At 58.7% G+C, this 16,769-nt stretch carries 17 protein-coding genes; 1 reads left to right on the forward strand and 16 read right to left on the reverse strand.

Annotated elements, in window-relative coordinates; translation table 11 throughout:
- Positions 1-190: 190 nt before the first annotated feature.
- The 5 genes from AVI_RS05895 to alr form a co-directional block, all read right to left on the reverse strand.
- Positions 191-1,507, reverse strand: coding sequence for a UDP-glucose dehydrogenase family protein (locus AVI_RS05895; protein WP_015915498.1), 1,317 nt, complete (start codon positions 1,505-1,507; stop codon positions 191-193).
- A 112-nt stretch (positions 1,508-1,619) separates the two neighbouring features.
- Complete coding sequence (galE, locus tag AVI_RS05900) at positions 1,620-2,594, reverse strand: UDP-glucose 4-epimerase GalE (RefSeq protein ID WP_015915499.1); 975 nt, start codon at positions 2,592-2,594, stop codon at positions 1,620-1,622.
- The gene (locus tag AVI_RS05905) at positions 2,591-3,586 is read right to left on the reverse strand and encodes a UDP-glucuronic acid decarboxylase family protein (protein WP_015915500.1); all 996 of its coding nucleotides are present in this window, start codon (positions 3,584-3,586) and stop codon (positions 2,591-2,593) included. The genes galE and AVI_RS05905 overlap by 4 nt, the downstream gene beginning before the upstream one ends.
- Before the next feature lie 137 nt (positions 3,587-3,723).
- Positions 3,724-5,124, reverse strand: coding sequence for a DNA repair protein RadA (gene radA, locus AVI_RS05910; RefSeq protein WP_015915501.1), 1,401 nt, complete (start codon positions 5,122-5,124; stop codon positions 3,724-3,726).
- 127 nt (positions 5,125-5,251) lie between these two features.
- A complete protein-coding gene (alr, locus tag AVI_RS05915) occupies positions 5,252-6,415 on the reverse strand; it encodes an alanine racemase (protein WP_015915502.1) in 1,164 nt (387 codons plus the stop codon).
- 86 nt (positions 6,416-6,501) lie between these two features.
- Between alr and AVI_RS05920 the strand changes: the two genes are divergently transcribed.
- Entirely contained in the window at positions 6,502-7,356 is an 855-nt protein-coding gene (locus AVI_RS05920; RefSeq protein WP_015915503.1) for an AraC family transcriptional regulator, read from the forward strand.
- A 10-nt stretch (positions 7,357-7,366) separates the two neighbouring features.
- Here the strand turns inward: AVI_RS05920 and AVI_RS05925 are convergent, their stop codons facing one another.
- The 11 genes from AVI_RS05925 to AVI_RS05975 form a co-directional block, all read right to left on the reverse strand.
- On the reverse strand, positions 7,367-8,026 hold the full coding sequence (locus AVI_RS05925; RefSeq protein ID WP_015915504.1) for an amino acid ABC transporter permease: 660 nt from the start codon (positions 8,024-8,026) through the stop codon (positions 7,367-7,369).
- Positions 8,023-8,694, reverse strand: a complete 672-nt coding sequence (locus AVI_RS05930) for an amino acid ABC transporter permease (protein ID WP_015915505.1) — start codon at positions 8,692-8,694, stop codon at positions 8,023-8,025. Before AVI_RS05930 ends, AVI_RS05925 begins: the two co-directional genes overlap by 4 nt.
- A gap of 120 nt (positions 8,695-8,814) precedes the next feature.
- Positions 8,815-9,597 carry a transporter substrate-binding domain-containing protein gene (locus AVI_RS05935; protein ID WP_015915506.1) on the reverse strand — a complete coding sequence of 261 codons (783 nt, stop codon included), beginning with the start codon at positions 9,595-9,597 and terminating at the stop codon, positions 8,815-8,817.
- A 148-nt stretch (positions 9,598-9,745) separates the two neighbouring features.
- A complete protein-coding gene (locus AVI_RS05940) occupies positions 9,746-11,242 on the reverse strand; it encodes a replicative DNA helicase (RefSeq protein WP_015915507.1) in 1,497 nt (498 codons plus the stop codon).
- A 253-nt stretch (positions 11,243-11,495) separates the two neighbouring features.
- Positions 11,496-12,071, reverse strand: a complete 576-nt coding sequence (rplI, locus tag AVI_RS05945) for a 50S ribosomal protein L9 (RefSeq protein WP_015915508.1) — start codon at positions 12,069-12,071, stop codon at positions 11,496-11,498.
- Positions 12,072-12,130: 59 nt separating this feature from the next.
- Positions 12,131-13,132 carry a DUF2232 domain-containing protein gene (locus AVI_RS05950; RefSeq protein WP_015915509.1) on the reverse strand — a complete coding sequence of 334 codons (1,002 nt, stop codon included), beginning with the start codon at positions 13,130-13,132 and terminating at the stop codon, positions 12,131-12,133.
- Positions 13,133-13,277: 145 nt separating this feature from the next.
- The gene (gene rpsR / locus AVI_RS05955; protein WP_015915510.1) at positions 13,278-13,526 is read right to left on the reverse strand and encodes a 30S ribosomal protein S18; all 249 of its coding nucleotides are present in this window, start codon (positions 13,524-13,526) and stop codon (positions 13,278-13,280) included.
- Positions 13,527-13,538: 12 nt separating this feature from the next.
- The gene (gene rpsF, locus AVI_RS05960) at positions 13,539-14,000 is read right to left on the reverse strand and encodes a 30S ribosomal protein S6 (RefSeq protein WP_015915511.1); all 462 of its coding nucleotides are present in this window, start codon (positions 13,998-14,000) and stop codon (positions 13,539-13,541) included.
- Between the two features lie 305 nt (positions 14,001-14,305).
- The gene (locus AVI_RS05965; protein ID WP_041696395.1) at positions 14,306-14,590 is read right to left on the reverse strand and encodes a protealysin inhibitor emfourin; all 285 of its coding nucleotides are present in this window, start codon (positions 14,588-14,590) and stop codon (positions 14,306-14,308) included.
- Between the two features lie 54 nt (positions 14,591-14,644).
- The gene (locus AVI_RS05970; RefSeq protein ID WP_041697781.1) at positions 14,645-15,688 is read right to left on the reverse strand and encodes a M4 family metallopeptidase; all 1,044 of its coding nucleotides are present in this window, start codon (positions 15,686-15,688) and stop codon (positions 14,645-14,647) included.
- A gap of 154 nt (positions 15,689-15,842) precedes the next feature.
- Entirely contained in the window at positions 15,843-16,748 is a 906-nt protein-coding gene (locus AVI_RS05975) for a hypothetical protein (RefSeq protein ID WP_015915513.1), read from the reverse strand.
- Positions 16,749-16,769 lie beyond the last annotated feature (21 nt).

A 16,769-nucleotide genomic window follows, 5' to 3' on the forward strand; every position in this document is an offset into this window, starting at 1 on the left:
TCCGTTCAACTCCAGGACTAGGCCGCGAAGGGGTCGCCAGGTTTCTTGATCTTTCCGGTCCGGCTGTTCCGGCGGCCTCTCCTTACACCACGATGTCACGCAGTGGAAGGATCAATCCTTGCCGAGTTTGTTACACAAATGTGACTTTACGCCAAAAATCCTTCCGAACGGCCTGTTCCTGGGAGCTACCTCACCGTCCCAGCGAGACATAGTGAGAAAATCCATTCTTCTGCGCTTCATTGGCATTGAACATATTGCGAAGATCGACCAGCACAGGAGACGCCATGACACTGGCGATTTCCTTGAAATTATAGGTCTTGAAGACCATCCAGTCGGTCAGGATGACCAGAACATCGGCGCCGGTCGCGGCTTCCTTGGCTGTCTTGGTCATTTCAACACCCGGCAACTGACTTGCCGCGTCATGTGGGCTTGACGGATCGAAAGCAGCAACCTTTGCGCCTTTCGCCTGCAAGGCAGGCAGCATCACCAGGCTGGTGCTTTCGCGCATATCGTCGGTCTGGCCTTTGAAGGTCACGCCCAATACGGCGATTTTCTTGCCCTCGACATCACCGCCCGCGGCCTCAATCACCTTGGTGACCATATCGGCCTTGCGCTGGTTGTTGGCATTGACCGCCGAAGACACGACGAGCGAGTCGATCCCGGCATCGGCAGCGGTTGCCAGCAACGCGCGGGTATCCTTGGGAAAGCAGGAGCCGCCCCAGCCAGGGCCGGTATTGAGAAAGGCCCGGCCGATCCGCTTGTCGAGACCGATGCCATGCGCCACATCCTCAACTGTGGCGCCGACGGCCTCGCATAGATTGGCCATTTCATTGATAAAGCTGATCTTGACCGCGAGAAAGGCATTGGCGGCATATTTGATCAGTTCAGCCGTCTCAATCCCGGTGCTGAAGAAAGGAACATTACCGTTTAGCAGCAGCGGCGCATAAATCCGTTCCATCACCTCGCCAGACTGAGGGGTATCGACGCCGACGACGATCCGGTCCGGCTCCAGAAAATCCTTGATGGCGGCGCCTTCGCGCAGAAATTCGGGATTGGACGCAACCGCGATCCGCACATCCGGGGCGGCATTGGCCTTGGCGATGTCAAACACCTGACGGTTGGTGCCAACCGGCACTGTCGATTTGGTGACGATGACCGTAAAGCCGGTGACGGCCTTGGCAATTTCGGCAGCGGCGGCAAACACATATTTCAGATCGGCCCGGTCCGAGCCCGCCTCGGTTGGTGTGCCGACGGCGATGAACACGGCATCGCGGTCCTTGACGCTTGCGGCAAGGTCGGTGGTGAAGGTGATGCGCCCGGCTGCCACATTGCGCTGAACCAGTTCATCCAAACCCGGCTCATAGATCGGCATCTTGCCTTGATGCAGCATTTCGATCTTGCGCGGGTCCTTATCGACGCAGATGACGTCATGGCCCAGCTCGGCAAAGCATGCACCGCTGACCAGGCCCACATAGCCGGTGCCTACCATGGTAATGCGAACGTTCATGAATTCTGCCGCTTTCCTGTCAAAGGGTGTGGGATGGGCGGGGGTGTGCGATGGGCCGGATTGCCCTGTGGTTCCTGTCAAACCATATCGACGATCTCTGGTTATATCGGCCTTAGTTGCGGTGGGCCTTGAACCAGTCCGCCGCGGTTTTCACGATCAGGTTGATATCGGTATAGCGCGGCGTCCAGCCCAAAAGGCTGCGGGCCTTGTCGCCGGAGGCGTAAAGAGCTGGCGCATCGCCAGCCCGCCTTGGCGCATATTTGATCGGCACCTGCGCGCCGACGGCCTCAGACACTGCTTCCAGCAAGTCCTTGACCGATGTACCCTTGCCGGTCGCAAGATTGAAGGCACCGCTTTCGCCGCCCTTTTGCAGGTAATCGATAGCCAGGACATGGGCATCGGCAAGATCGCAGACATGGATATAGTCGCGGACGGCAGTGCCATCAGGCGTATCGTAATCGGTGCCGAACACGTTGAACTCGGTCTGGCGCATGGCCGCCAGAACCGCCAACGGAATGGCATGGGTTTCCGGATCGTGACGTTCGCCAAGATCGCCTTCCGGATCGAGACCGGCGGCGTTGAAATAGCGCATGGCCACCCATTTCAACCCATAGGCATGGCCGTAATCCTTCAGCGCCTGCTCGATCACCAGCTTGGAAAATCCATAGGGATTGACCGGGCTCTGCGGAGCTTCCTCAACGATTGGCAGGCTTTTCACCTCGCCATAGGTGGCGCAGGTCGAGGAAAACACAATGGTGTCAACGCCATTGCGGCGCATGGCATCCAACAGGCAGACGGACCCATGGATGTTGTTATTGTAATACTTTGCCGGGTCCGTCACCGATTCACCAACAGCGGCGAAGGCTGCGAAATGCATCACGCATTCCGGCTGGTATTGGCTGAGAACGGCATCGAGCCGTGCGCCATCGGCAATGTCACCTTGTTCGAACGGTCCCCATTTGACCGAATCCGCGTGGCCGTGAACCAGGTTGTCATAGACCACAGGTGTGTAACCCGCCTTGGACAAGGCCTTGCAGGCGTGGCTTCCGATATAGCCGGCGCCGCCGACGACAAGGATATTCTTCATGACATGGTATCCAGATTGATGTTGGCAGCACTGGTGTTAATGGTGCGTCCCGTTTCCGCTGCGAAATACGGGATCGACCGCTTCAGTCCTTCGCGTAGCCGCACTTTCGGCTCCCAGCCCAGCAATTGCCCGGCAAGGGTGATGTCGGGGCGCCGCAGCAGCGGATCGTCCTTCGGCAACGGCCTGTCGACGATTACCGACCGGCTTCCGGTCATTTCCAAAATGATGTCAGCCAGTTCACGCACGGTAAATTCGCCGGGATCGCCAATATTGACCGGACCAGTGATCGAGGCATCAGAGCGCATCAGCCGGAAAAATCCCTCAATCAGGTCATCGACATAGCAGAAGGACCGGGTCTGCGTGCCGCCGCCATAAAGCTCAAGCGGCGCCTCTTCCAGGGCGCGAACGATGAAGTTGGAGACCACCCGTCCGTCCTGCGGGTCCATGTTTGGACCATAGGTATTGAAGATCCGCACCACCTTGATTTCAACGCCATGCTGGCGGTGATAATCGAAACACAGGGTTTCGGCGGCGCGCTTGCCTTCGTCATAGCAGGCCCGCGGCCCTATCGTATTGACCGCGCCACGGTAGCTTTCCGTCTGCGGATGAACCTGCGGATCGCCGTAGATCTCGCTGGTCGACGCCTGAAACACCCGTGCGCCGCAGGCGACAGCCAGGTCCAGCACGTTTTTCATGCCAAGCACATTGATCAGCATCGTGCCAACAGGATCGATCTGATATTGCGGCGGCGAGGCGGGGCAGGCGAGATTCCAGATCTCGTCGTAGACGCCTTGCGGCAAGGGATCGCGGACATCGGCTTTAATGAAGGACAGTTTGGGATTGGCCAGCAGAGGTTCGATATTTTTGCGCCGCCCGGTCTGAAGATTGTCCAGGCAGACCACATCGCAGCCTTCGTTAAGCAATCGTGCGCAGACGTGGGAACCGAGAAATCCAGCGCCGCCGGTCACCAATGCCGTCCGTGTCTTTCCCATAGCGTCCTCTTGCAGTCCGTTGCCGTTCATGTAGGGGAAGGGGTCCGGCCCTGTCAATTCCAGGCTACAAGCAATCAACCGTTATGAGCGACAAGGGTCGCAACCTGCCCGTTGCCGATGCCTTTGCGCCCGTTCTGTCAATCCTCATTGCCCTGCTGGCGTGATTTCAGTTTCGATCCGGCAATGCGCGCCACCAGATCCGGCAGGCTTTCAATTTCGCCCCATTTGCCGGTGCGCTTCGGCAGATCGACGGAGGAGGCGGGCAAAACGGCGGAGGAAAAGCCAAGCTTTTCGGCCTCCTTCAACCGCTGCGCCGTATGCGATACCGGTCGCACTGCACCCGAAAGGCTGATTTCGCCAAAATAAACGCAATCGGCAGGCAGGGCGACGCCAGCCAGCGATGAGACCAGCGCTGAGGCAATTGCCATGTCCGCGGCGGGTTCTGTGATTCGGTAGCCGCCTGCCACATTCAGATAGACATCGTGCTGGCCAAGCCTGACGCCGCAATGGGCCTCCAGTACGGCCAGAATCATCGCCAGGCGGCTGGAATCCCAGCCGACCACGGCCCTGCGCGGCGTGCCAAGTGCTGTCGCGGCCACGAGAGCCTGTACTTCGACCAGCACGGGCCGCGTGCCTTCCATGCCAGCAAACACCGCAGCGCCCGGCGCTTTTTCATTGCGCTCGCCCAGAAACAGTTCCGATGGATTGGCGACTTCGCGCAGCCCCCGGTCCGACATTTCGAACACGCCGATTTCGTCGGTGGGTCCGAAACGGTTCTTGACGGTGCGCAGGATGCGGTAATGGTGGCCCCGGTCGCCTTCGAAATACAGCACGGCATCGACCATGTGCTCGACGACGCGGGGACCGGCGATCTGGCCTTCCTTGGTGACGTGGCCGACCAGCACCATGGTGGCGCCAGTCTGCTTGGCGAAACGAATCATCGCCTGCACGCCGGTGCGCACCTGCGTGACCGTGCCGGGGGCCGAATCGGCGGTATCACTCCAGAGAGTCTGGATCGAATCGATGATGACAAGATCGGGCCGTTTGCCTTCGGAAATTGTCGCCAGAATGTCCTCGACATTGGTTTCTGCTGCCAGCAGCACATCGGTATCGGCGGCGTTCAGCCGCTGGGCGCGCAGCCGCACCTGAGCCACTGCTTCTTCGCCCGAGACATAGACGACCCGATGGCCCTGCCGCGACAAGGCGGCGGCGGCCTGCATTAGCAGGGTGGATTTACCGATGCCCGGATCGCCGCCGATCAGCACGGCGGAGCCGCGCACGAAACCGCCGCCGGTCGCCCGGTCCAGTTCCGACAGGCCCGTGGGAATGCGTGGTGCTTCCTCGATTTCGCCCGACAGCGAGGTCAGCGTTACCGCCCGGCCTTTCTTCGGCACCTTGCCGGGACCAGAGCCGATGCCACCCATCGGATCTTCCTCGACAATGGTGTTCCACTGTGCGCAACCATCGCATTTGCCAGCCCAGCGGCTGTGAACCGTGCCGCAGTTCTGGCAGATGAATTGGGTTTTGGCCTTGGCCATGCATTGCCTTTCATGCGAGCATCGTACCATCCCACCCACCACAATATGGATGGAGAAATAAGAACAAAGAGTGAATACGTGCTATCAACTAAGAGAAATGCCGGGCCTATGCAAGAGGGCTAACGACTTATTCAGCCTCCAGATAATGCCGTTCATAGCGCAGGCCGAGGCCGGTCAGCATTTCATAGCCGATCGTACCCGCCGCCCGGGCGACGTCATCGATAGGCATGTTCGGTCCGAACAGCTCGATATAATCGCCAGCGGCAATTGCTTTTTCCGGCACGTCACTGACGTCGAAGATCGTCATGTCCATGGTGATGCGGCCAACAACCGGCACCTGGTATCCGGCGATAGAGCCATAGGCGCCCGGCGATCCCGTATCGCGCAATGCCGTGCCGTGGCCTGAGAGATTGCGTAGGTAGCCATCGGCATAGCCGACGGAGGCAACGGCCAGACGGCTTTCTCTCGTCAACTGGCAGGTGGCACCGTAGCTGACGGTTTCTCCGTTCCTGGCTTGGCGGATCTGGAGAATGCGGGCCTCGGCCTTGACCACTGGGCGCATCGGGTTGGGCAGGCCCGTGACCGCCTCGCCACCGTAAAGCGCGATGCCGGGGCGGGTGAGGTCGAAATGGTAATCAGGGCCGAGTAAAGTTCCAGCAGAGGCTGAAAGGCTTGATTCAATGCCCTCGAAAGCCGCGCTAACCTGATGAAAAGCCTGCAATTGCTTCTGGTTCATCGGCGAGGATGGATCATCTGCGCAGGCGAGATGGCTCAAAATCAACACCGGCGAAAAGCTGGCCGGGCGCGAAACGTCCGTCGCCAGGAACAAGGCATCGTCCATGCTGAGGCCCAGCCGGTTGAAGCCGGTATCGACATGCAGGGCGCATGGATGATCGCCTTGGTCAGCCACGGTCCGCATCCAGAACGCCAGCTGTTCCTCACTGGCAATCACCGGCACCAGATCATGCTCGAAAAACAGCGGTTCCATTCCTTCCCAGATGCCTGACAGCACGAAAATCCGGGCGTCCGGCGCATAGGTGCGCAAGGTCGCGCCTTCCGATGGCAGCGCCACGAAAAAATCCCGCGCACCGGCATTGTAAAGCGTCTGGCCTGAATCCTCGATGCCGATGCCGTAGCCATCGGCTTTTACCACGGCACCCGCCCGCGCCTTGCCGGATCGCTTCGCCATATCGCGCCAATTGTCGGCCAGCGCTTGCAGGTCGATGGTGACGCGCAGCGGTGCGGTCAGGAACTCATCGGAGGGGGGAATGGAAAAGGAAGAAGCAGACATGAAACAGCTTTTCGCAAAGGAACGATGACCGGACCCTATCACTTTTCTTCAAGACTGGAATGATGCGGCGATGGTATTGTCGGGCCATGCACATGCTTTCATCTCGTCCTGCTATTTCATCTCAACCTCTCATTCGTGAGCAGACCCGCTTCTGGCGAGATGCTCGGTTTGGCGGCATGAAATGTATGAGTGCGACCTTTATCACCCATCGGTTTTCCCCGCATGCCCATGAGCATTTTGGCATCGGTGCCATGGAGACGGGGCAGAAAATCGCCACGATCAGGGGATGCAGACAAGTCTGCGGACCGGGCGATCTATACCTGATCAATCCGGAGGAGATCCACGATGGCAGTCCTGCGGGTGGGGTCTATCGATATCGGATGATCTATCCGTCGGTCGCCATGGTGTGCGACGTTCTGCAAGAGACCAGCAAGAGACCGTCGTGGGAAACGCCGTCCTTTCGCCAGCAGATCGTCACGGATCCGGCCTTGGCGCAGGCCTTTAACCGGATGCACAGGCAAATAGAGCAGGCAGATGGAATGCTCGGTGCCGAAGAGGGGATGCTGGACATGCTCACCGCTCTTTTCACCCGCCATGGCGCTGTTGCGCCTGCCTCCTCTGCCGCTCGCCCCGACACGGCGATGGCGAGGGTGCGAGACTATCTCCATGCGAATTTTGCTGAGGATATCGGCCTTGACCATCTGGCGGGGCTGGTCGGATTCAGCCGTGCGCATTTGATCCGCAGCTTTCGCGCCACCTATCATATTACGCCCCACGCCTATCTGACACTTCGGCGTATTCGAGAAGCGGAGTCCATGCTGGCCAAGGACGCTGCGCCTGCCGACGTCGCCTTTGCCTGCGGCTTTGCCGATCAGGCGCATTTTACCCGCAATTTCAAGGCGCGGATGGGCATGACCCCGGCGCAATTTCGCCGGGGATAGGCTGAGGGGATCAATGCCCGACCGGTGCCGCGCCGAACCGGCGTTCCAGATATTTGGAGTAGCGCGACAGTGGGTAGCAGATGGCGAAATAGAACAGCGCGACCAATCCATAAACGGTGAAGGGTTGGAAGGTTGCGTTGGTGACGATGGTTCCGGCCTTCGACAACTCGACAAAGCCGATGATCGAGGTCAGGGCCGTGCCTTTGACCACCTGAACCGAAAAACCGGCGGTCGGGGCAATGGCGATCCGCATGGCCTGCGGCAGGATGATCAGCCGCATCTGCTGGCGATAGGTGAGGGCCAGGCTGGTGCCGGCTTCCCACTGGCCTTTTGGCACGGCTTCGACGCAGCCGCGCCAGATTTCAGTCAGGAAAGCGGCGGTCCAGCAAGTCAGTGCCACACCGGCAGCGAGCCAGGCGGGAACGTCGATGCCGAACAGGCCGAGACCGAAAAACGCGATGAACAACTGCATCAACAGCGGCGTGCCTTGGAAAAACTCGATGAAGCCGCGCGCGAAGATCCGGGACATGCGCTGTTTGGCAATCCGCAGCATCAGCAGCGCCAATCCAAGCGCTCCGCCACAGATGAAGGAAACCAGGGAAAGAACCAGGGTCCAGCGGACTGCCAGCAGCAGATTGCGAGCGATATCCCAGAGGGTGAACTCAATCATCGTGTCGCCCCTTTCGGGAAGATCTGCCTACCGAGCAGCGCCAGCAATTGTCGAAGGCCGATGGCCAGCAACAGATAGAGAGCAGTGGAGATCATGTAGGCTTCAAATGCGCGGAAGGTGCGCGACTGGATGAAATTGGCGGCAAAGGTCAGGTCCTCAGTGGCAATCTGCGACACCACGGCGGAACCGAGCATGACGATGACCAATTGAGACGATAGCGCCGGCCAGATTCGTTGCAGAGCCGGAACCAGAATGATCAGCCGGAAGGTTTGCAGCGGGCGAAGCGCCAGCGCAGTCCCGGCCTCGAACTGGCCTTTTGGGGTTGCCTCGATCCCGGCTCGGATGATCTCGCAGCTATAGGCGCCGAGATTGATGATCATCGCCAGATTGGCGGCTTCCATCTCGGAGAGCTTCAGCCCGGTGGAGGGCAGGCCGAAAAAGATGAAGAACAGCTGGATCAGGAAGGGCGTATTGCGGATCAGTTCCACATAGGCGGCAACTGGTGGCTTGATCCATTTCGGTCCCAAGGCCCGCGCCCAGGCGCAGGCGATGCCGAAGGCAATGCCGACCACGCCACCGACCAGTGTCAGTTCGACCGTCACCCCGACCCCTTTGAGGATGATCGGGTAATATTCGCCAAACCAGCTGAAATCGAAAATATAATGCATGATGAAACCTGCTGGCAAAGCGAACTTATGCGGCTTTGCTGCCGTATCTGGCCTGCACAATCACCTCAGCCACACGGCTGCGGTGATTGTGCTGAAATGGTTATACCGTCCGATCAAAGATTACAGATCGGCAGGAAGCGGTGCGCCCAGCCATTTTTCGGAAATCTTGCTCAGCGAGCCATCGGCCTTGGCCTCGGCGATAATCGCATTGATCTTTTCCGCCAGCGCCGGTTCGTTCTTGTTGAAGCCGATGAAGCAGGGCGAGTTCTTGATCAGGAACTTTGGCTCCGGACGCTTCGGCGGGTTTTTGGCGAGGATCGCAGCAGCGACGACATTGCCGGTGGCAACCGCATCGACCTGACCGGAGAGGAAGGCGGAAATCGTGCCGTTATTGTCCTCGTAGCGCTTGATGACAGCGTCGGACGGCGCAACCTTGGTCAGTTCCAGATCCTCGACCGCGCCACGGGTAACGCCGACCGACTTGCCCGACAGATCGGCGGCGGACTTGATGGCGGTATCTGCGGGCGCAAACACGCCATTATAGAAAGGCGCATAGGCGGTGGAGAAGTCCACGACCTTTTCACGGTCTGGATTCTTGCCGAGGCTTGAAATGACCAGATCAACCTTGTTGGTCTGCAAATAGGGAATGCGGTTGGCGCTGGTGACCGGCACCAGTTCCAGCTTGACGCCCAATTTCTTGGCAATCAGCGCTGCGGTATCGATGTCATATCCGACGGGCTGCATGTCGGTGCCGACGCTGCCGAATGGCGGAAAGTCCTGCGGCACCGCCACTTTCAGCGTACCCCGCTTGGTAATGTCGCCCAGCGCATCGGCATGGGCCGGCAGGACGGCGGCAAAGGTGGCAAGGGAAAGGCCAAGGGCAAGCAGGGTACGACGATGCATAGGATGCTCCGGATTGATATGATGCACAACTTGAAGCAATTGCTATGCCACTATGCAAAAAGCCGCCTGGAAAAGGCGGCCCTTGGTTCTGTCTGGATTGACGGTGTGCATTTGCGCAAAGTTTAAGCAAGCTACGCGCAAAGCATGGTCAGGTCTCCTCGTACGGCGTGAAGCTCGGATCGGCCAGATCGGCAAAGCGGGTAAACTGCGCCTGGAAGGCCAGTTTGACGGTGCCGGTTGGTCCGTGACGCTGCTTGGCGATGATCACGTCCGCCGTGCCGCGCACCTTCTCCATCTGGGCTTCCCATTCGGGATATTTTGGGTCGGCCATATCGCGGGGTTCGAGGTTCTGCACATAATATTCCTCACGGAACACGAACATCACCACGTCGGCGTCCTGCTCGATCGAACCTGATTCACGAAGGTCGGAGAGCTGAGGACGCTTGTCGTCGCGGCTTTCCACCTGACGCGACAGCTGCGACAGCGCGACGATTGGCACGTTCAACTCCTTGCCAAGTGCTTTCAAACCCGTGGTGATCTGGGTGATTTCCTGGACGCGGTTTTCCCCTGACTTGCCCGAGCCAGTCATCAGCTGAATATAGTCCACGACAAGACAATCGAGGCCACGCTGGCGCTTCAGGCGGCGGGCCCGAGCGGAAAGCTGGGCGATGGAAATACCACCGGTCTGGTCGATGAACAGCGGTACTTTCTGCATGGTTTGGGAAAAGCCAACCAGCTTCTCAAAATCCTGCTCGGTAATATCACCACGGCGGATTTTCGAAGACGACACTTCGGTCTGCTCCGACATGATACGGGTGGCGAGCTGCTCGGACGACATTTCGAGCGAATAGAAGCCGACCACGCCGCCATTCTTGGCTTTGAACGAACCGTCCGGCTGCACTTCCGGCTCATAGGATGCGGCGATGTTCCAGGCGATATTGGTGGCAAGCGAGGTCTTACCCATGCCGGGACGTCCGGCCAGCACGATCAAGTCAGAGCGCTGCAAACCGCCCATTTTGCTGTCAAGCGAATGGATGCCGGTGGAAATGCCGGACAAATGACCATCGCGCTCAAACGCGGCACCGGCCATATCGACGGCCTGGGCCACTGCATCGTTGAAGGACTGGAAACCGCCGTCATAGCGACCGTTTTCGGCCAGATCGAACAGACGGCGCTCGGTATCTTCGATCTGCGCCTGCGGCGGCATGTCGAGCGGTGCGTCGAAGGCGATATTGACCATGTCTTCGCCGATGGTGATCAGCGCGCGCCGTAGGGCCAGATCGTAGATCGCCCGGCCATAGTCTTCGGCATTGATGATCGACACGGCTTCCGACGCCAGCCGCGCCAGATATTGGGCAATAGTGAAATCGCCGATCTTCTGGTCTGAGGGGAGGAAGGTCTTGATCGTCACCGGATTGGCGGTCTTGCCCATGCGGATAATGTCGGAGGCGACCTCGTAGATCTTCCGGTGCAGGCCCTCATGAAAATGCGGGGGTTTGAGAAAATCCGAGACACGATAATAGGCATCGTTATTGACCAGAATGGCGCCAAGCAAAGCCTGTTCGGCCTCGATATTGTTCGGGGCTTCCCGGTAATGGGGCTCTGCCGGCTGGGCAGGATTTAACCTGCGCGCAACATCGTTCATGGGCTTTATCCGTTCTCTCTCGCTGGAAGCTGCATTCCTATCGATCCTGTGGGGCGGTTAAAGGGCGGATTGCGATAAACACAGTAGTTCACAGGCCTGATGCGCCAGGGCAGAAAAAAACACGCTGACCCCGCTTTTTCCATTGACTGTGGCATGGCGCGACTCAGTTCTTTAGGTGCCTATTTTAACCCGATCCGCACAAAAAAACGCCCGGAAAATCCGGGCGTCTCTTCAATCGATAATGACGAATATCTTATTCGTCGTCGCCGTCGCGGTCGGCATCCGGATCGAAGAAGTCTTCCGGACGCAGCGCGTCTTCGTCCACGCCGTAGATGGCGTCGGCGGAGGTGAGGCTTTCGCCCTTTGCCTGACGCTCGGCTTCTTCAGCGGAACGGGCAACGTTGATTTCGATAGCGATTTCAACTTCGGCATGCAGGTGCATGGTAACGTTATGCAGGCCGATGGTCTTGATCGGGTTGTTCAGCTCGACCTGATTGCGCGAAACGGTAAAGCCTTCGGCAGCCAGAGCTTCGATGATGTCGCGAGCCGCAACCGAACCGTAGAGCTGGCCGGTTTCGCCAGCCGAACGGACGACGATGAACGACTTGCCGTTCAGAACGTCAGCAACGGTCTGGGCTTCGGACTTGCGCTCCAGGTTGCGGGCTTCGAGCGTGGAACGCTCGGCGTCGAAACGGGCCTTGTTGGCGGCATTGGCGCGCAGCGCCTTGCCGGTTGGCAGCAGGTAGTTACGGGCAAAGCCGTCACGAACCTTGACCACTTCGCCCATCTGGCCAAGCTTGGCGATGCGCTCGAGAAGAATGACTTGCATGCTATTTTCCTTTCAATTCAAGTTGGGCAATTCAAGTTGGACAATTCAAGTTTGTAAGCTCATGTTTCGGGTTTGTTATCGTCATCGGACTTGCTGTCCGTACCGGACTTGCCGTCTACCCTCGGTGGGGTGAGGGCAACGGTCCGCCGTGTGTCGATAAGGCCGAGAATGACGATGAAGAAGGCCGGAAAGGCGAGGAGAGACGCCATATAGGTGAGGATCAGCGCCGGGATGCGCCATTCCTTGCCACGGGTGCGTTGATGCAGCGATGCGAAGCCGCCGAGCAGAAAGCCTGCCCCAAACGTGCCGCAGACCGTTGCGCCGATCAGGGCCGGTACGCCGCCGATAAAGCAGGCGACGATGCCAGCCAGGAAGATGAACGGCGCATTGCGGTTCATGCGCAGCGCCGAGGGAATATCCTCGCGCGGACGCAACGCATTGCCTGATGCCGCCACAATCCGGCTTGCCAGATAGTAAGCGGCAAACAGCATGATGACCCACATGCCGCCCTGCACGATCGGCAAGGTCAGCAGCATGGTGGACTTGATTCCGGCGGTGCTGCCCATGGTGGCGGCAACGGTCGGATCGCGTGCAGCCAATGATTCCATCAGCGCATCGATCATGTTGCTGACCAGTTCAGCATCATAGCCGATCATCACGCCGAGGAAGATGACGCCGATGCAGACCAACCCGCAGAGATGCATGAGGATATCCGACAAGGGATACCAGGCGAGCAGCTTGTCCGGGCCGCCGATTTCAGACGCCGGGCGGGCGAGATTGGCAAGGTGGCTGATCCAGCCGGCAGGCAGCAGGGTAAACACCGCCATGGCGCAGGCAAACAGTGGCGAGACGGCCAGCGCGCCAGCAAAGGCGGCGGTGACGATGGCGACGATGGCAGGGACATTGCCCCAGCGCAGGCCGACAATCATCACGGGCAGGGCGGATGCCGCATAGAAAACAGACGAAAAAGACGGTTGTGCATTGGCCGCCAGCACCAGAAAGATGGCGGTCACGCCGGCGAGAAAGCCGGTCAGCAGCAATTTTCCGTCCAATTGTTTCACGTCGCTGTCCTGCGCCTGGCAGTTAGAGGGCGATACCGTCAAGCGGCCTGCACCTCAACATGGGATTTATCCGTTCCGATCCACGCCCATCGCGGAAGGGAGACGGCTCCCGAAAACGGGAGCCGCAAAGTCACGTCAGCTTAGATTAAGCAACAACGTAAGGCAGCAGGCCGAGGAAGCGGGCGCGCTTGATGGCCTTGGCCAGCTCGCGCTGCTTCTTCTGCGAAACAGCCGTGATCCGCGAAGGAACGATCTTGCCGCGCTCGGAAATGTAGCGCTGCAGCAGACGCACGTCCTTGTAGTCGATCTTCGGAGCGTTGGCGCCGGAGAAGGGGCAGGTCTTGCGACGGCGATGGAACGGACGACGAACCGTGGAAGAGGAAACTTCAGCCATAGTCAAATCTCCTTATGCGCGATCTTCGCGCGGACGGCGCGGACGATCACCAAAGCTTTCACGGCCACCTTCACGGGGACCACGATCACCACGATCACCGCGGTCGCCACGATCCGGACGGTCGCCATCGCGGCGCGGACGGTCGTCGCGGTCGCGCTTCTGCATCATGGCAGACGGGCCTTCTTCGTGGGCTTCAACGGCGATGGTCATGTAACGAAGAACGTCTTCGTTGATGCGCATCTGACGCTCGACTTCGTGCACGGCAGCAGCCGGAGCATCGATGTCCATCAGAGCGTAGTGAGCCTTGCGGTTCTTGTTGATGCGGTAGGTCAGGGACTTCAGGCCCCAGTTTTCTACGCGCCCGACTTTGCCGCCATTTGCTTCGATAACACCCTTGTACTGTTCTACGAGGGCATCAACCTGCTGTGCGGACATATCCTGCCGGGCAAGGAATACATGTTCATAAAGAGCCATGATAGCTTTGCCTTTCTTGCTGTGATCATCACCCGGATTGGCGCTAAGCCTCAACGACTGCTCCTGATCGGGCAAGGCCCGGGGCAAGAAAAGCGTTGTACGAGACGGTCGAGAGCGGAGACACGGGAGGCCGAAACGCTTTTCGTTTCTGACGGCAAAACAAGTCTGCCGGCCCTCCGTTCAGCCACCAGCCAAAAGACCGGGTGTTGCGAACAGCGGGCTTATAGCTGGTTTCAGCCGGAAAGCAAGCAAAAAGCTGGGGAAACGTACCGGTTGTGCGCCGAGGCATTCTTATGTGGGAGACCTTAACGCAGCCGATCCTTGACGGCGGCCTTGATTTCATCCGGCACCAGGCTTTCAGGCACTTCCACGGATTGGTCGCCGAAACGTGACGGCCAGACGATTCGATAGCGAAATCCATCCGCCACGGCTGCTGTTTGAGGCACCGAATGCCGGAAAAACTCTTCGATCAGCTGTTTTTCGGCCGCGCTCAGTTTTTCGACGGCGCAGACTCCATCGCTGCGCAGTGCCGATATTGCTCCGCCGAAGCCAGCAAAGCCGCCCATTTTTTCAAGAATGAGTTCATCCATACGTTCTTGACCTTTACGGCCCTGATCGATGCCGCCGTGATCCTGGCAAACGCATCAGACCGAAGCACTTTGCAGACCCACTTCGCTCCAGGCGGTGTCGAGCACCTCTGCGAGCGATCCATCTCCTGGATAAAGCCTGGCAGCTCCGGCCCGGGTCGCATCGGCAAATTCCGCCATGGTCATGTCCGGGTTGCTGCCATTCTTTGTGAGTGCATCATACCATATCTGTCCGGCCTTGTCCCAGCTTTTGCCGCCGATGCGGGTGGCGGCTAGATAAAAGGCGCGGTTGGCGATGCCGCTGCTCTCATGTGGGTCCATGCCATCGCGGTAATCGCTGAAATGGCTGATCTGCTCGGCCATGCAATGGGATGCTTCAGGATTGGCCATGTCGCGCAGGCAGGTATATTTCTGCCGGGCCGTCGGGCCGAGAATGTCATTGCCGATCAGCCAGTCGGCCTCATCGGCATTCTGATCTTTCGTCCATTGCTTGAACATGCTGCCGAACACATCCGAGAGACTTTCATTCAGCCCACCCGGCTGGTTTTCATAGTCGAGGCCCAGGGTATATTGGGTGATGCCATGGGTCAGTTCATGGCCGACCACATCGGCGCTCTCACAAAACGGGGTGAAAATCTCCCCGTCGCCATCGCCATAGGCCATTTGCGAGCCGTTCCAGAAGGCGTTGTTGTAATCCCTGCCGTAATGCACAGACGACAGGATCGTCATGCCATTGCCGTCGATGGAGTTACGCTTGAAGACGCTGCTGTAGAATTGCTCCACCCCGGTCGTTGTATCGAATGTGGTCTTCACCTGGGCATCCGTTGAAGAGCCGGGATTGGCGATCTGTACGCCGGGAAGGGTCATGCCGTTATTGCAGGTATAGACCGGGATATCAGGTGCCTGGGCCACGGTCACGGAAAACGCCCGGAAAGGCCGTTTGGCGATGGTCAGCTGGCGGGCGCTGTCGCGAAACTGGCGCAGTTGATGGTCGTGATGCATGGTTTCCTGTAACCGCTCGCGCACGGCGGCTGGAAAATCCTGGTCACGGGATAGGGCAATCAGCACTTTTTCGGGAATGATTTGGCAATAGCGGCACATGGCAACCTCCATGATTGATCAGATTTCCACCGAGGGGAGTATAAAGTGTCGTTAAAATTTATTCGTGAAAACGATCAAGGCACCAGCAGGTTCCATGCCTCGCAGACAAAGTTGCATACGAGCCAAGAACATCATGCGGTTTTGGGAGAAGCGATCAGGCTGATTTGATCTGGAGGGTCAGGTGGCCATCCTGATTGGCAAATGCAAAGCTTGGGGTTGAGCCTTTGGCCGCCGCGCCATCAAAGGTCACGGTCATCTTGTCGGACGACCCTGCAAAGGTCAGGATCAGGCTATTGGTGCCAGTGGTGACAGTGATATCGCCCTGCTGAAATCCACCCAGTTGAAGAGAGAGTGGCCCATCCGTGGTGATGGTGTCCTGACCGTCGCCAGCGGCAAAGGCATATTCGGCCACGCTATTGCTGCCGGGTTTTTGGTGGATGGTCACCGTATCATTGCCGGTGCCGCCGGAGGCGAAAATGCGACTGCCTTCGAGATACATCGTATCGTCGCCAGCCCCGCCATCGATATTGGCAAGCGTGTCGCCGGAGGCTTTGATCGTGTCGTTCCCGTCGCCGCCCGTTACCGCCATGATCAGCGATCCGGTTAACTGGATGTCGTCATCACCGGCTCCGCCGTCGATCTCCGAGAGCAGGGCGGCGCTGGCCTTCAAACTGTCCTTGCCGTCGCCAAGCGCAATTCCTGCCATGGCGGCACTTTTGGCCACCAGGCTGTCATCGCCATTGCCGGTCTCGACCTGATAGACGCCACGACCGGTAAAAGTCAGACTGTCATTGCCTTCCGTGCCGGTGACGCTGGTAATATAGCCAAGGCTTTCGCTGACATCGGCCTGGTCCGCGATGCCGCCATCGCCAATGCTGAGAATTTCAATGATGCGGGCCAATGCCCTTTGCCCGGCGCTGTCGGAGACTGTGCCGCGATCAGATTGGTTATGGCCGGTATTTGTCGTTGCTGTGGGTTTGGCCGGGCTGCTGCCGGAAAACAGCTGGCTTGCATAGGCCACGGCATTGGGGTCGCGATAGAAACTGTTGATCGTGCTCATTTGCGCTCTCCGTGCCCGGTG

Origin of the sequence: Allorhizobium ampelinum S4 (assembly GCF_000016285.1) — a bacterium.
In the GTDB taxonomy this organism is placed as follows: Bacteria; Pseudomonadota; Alphaproteobacteria; order Rhizobiales; family Rhizobiaceae; genus Allorhizobium; species Allorhizobium ampelinum.

Excerpts from the sequence above, each read along its gene's own strand:
- AVI_RS05895 (WP_015915498.1), bottom strand. The coding sequence starts at position 1,507 with ATGAACGTTCGCATTACCATGGTAGGCACCGGCTATGTGGGCCTGGTC.
- galE (WP_015915499.1), bottom strand. The coding sequence starts at position 2,594 with ATGAAGAATATCCTTGTCGTCGGCGGCGCCGGCTATATCGGAAGCCAC.
- AVI_RS05905 (WP_015915500.1), bottom strand. The coding sequence starts at position 3,586 with ATGGGAAAGACACGGACGGCATTGGTGACCGGCGGCGCTGGATTTCTC.
- radA (WP_015915501.1), bottom strand. The coding sequence starts at position 5,124 with ATGGCCAAGGCCAAAACCCAATTCATCTGCCAGAACTGCGGCACGGTT.
- alr (WP_015915502.1), bottom strand. The coding sequence starts at position 6,415 with ATGTCTGCTTCTTCCTTTTCCATTCCCCCCTCCGATGAGTTCCTGACC.
- AVI_RS05920 (WP_015915503.1), top strand. The coding sequence starts at position 6,502 with ATGCACATGCTTTCATCTCGTCCTGCTATTTCATCTCAACCTCTCATT.
- AVI_RS05925 (WP_015915504.1), bottom strand. The coding sequence starts at position 8,026 with ATGATTGAGTTCACCCTCTGGGATATCGCTCGCAATCTGCTGCTGGCA.
- AVI_RS05930 (WP_015915505.1), bottom strand. The coding sequence starts at position 8,694 with ATGCATTATATTTTCGATTTCAGCTGGTTTGGCGAATATTACCCGATC.
- AVI_RS05935 (WP_015915506.1), bottom strand. The coding sequence starts at position 9,597 with ATGCATCGTCGTACCCTGCTTGCCCTTGGCCTTTCCCTTGCCACCTTT.
- AVI_RS05940 (WP_015915507.1), bottom strand. The coding sequence starts at position 11,242 with ATGAACGATGTTGCGCGCAGGTTAAATCCTGCCCAGCCGGCAGAGCCC.
- rplI (WP_015915508.1), bottom strand. The coding sequence starts at position 12,071 with ATGCAAGTCATTCTTCTCGAGCGCATCGCCAAGCTTGGCCAGATGGGC.
- rpsR (WP_015915510.1), bottom strand. The coding sequence starts at position 13,526 with ATGGCTGAAGTTTCCTCTTCCACGGTTCGTCGTCCGTTCCATCGCCGT.
- rpsF (WP_015915511.1), bottom strand. The coding sequence starts at position 14,000 with ATGGCTCTTTATGAACATGTATTCCTTGCCCGGCAGGATATGTCCGCA.
- AVI_RS05965 (WP_041696395.1), bottom strand. The coding sequence starts at position 14,590 with ATGGATGAACTCATTCTTGAAAAAATGGGCGGCTTTGCTGGCTTCGGC.
- AVI_RS05970 (WP_041697781.1), bottom strand. The coding sequence starts at position 15,688 with ATGTGCCGCTATTGCCAAATCATTCCCGAAAAAGTGCTGATTGCCCTA.
- AVI_RS05975 (WP_015915513.1), bottom strand. The coding sequence starts at position 16,748 with ATGAGCACGATCAACAGTTTCTATCGCGACCCCAATGCCGTGGCCTAT.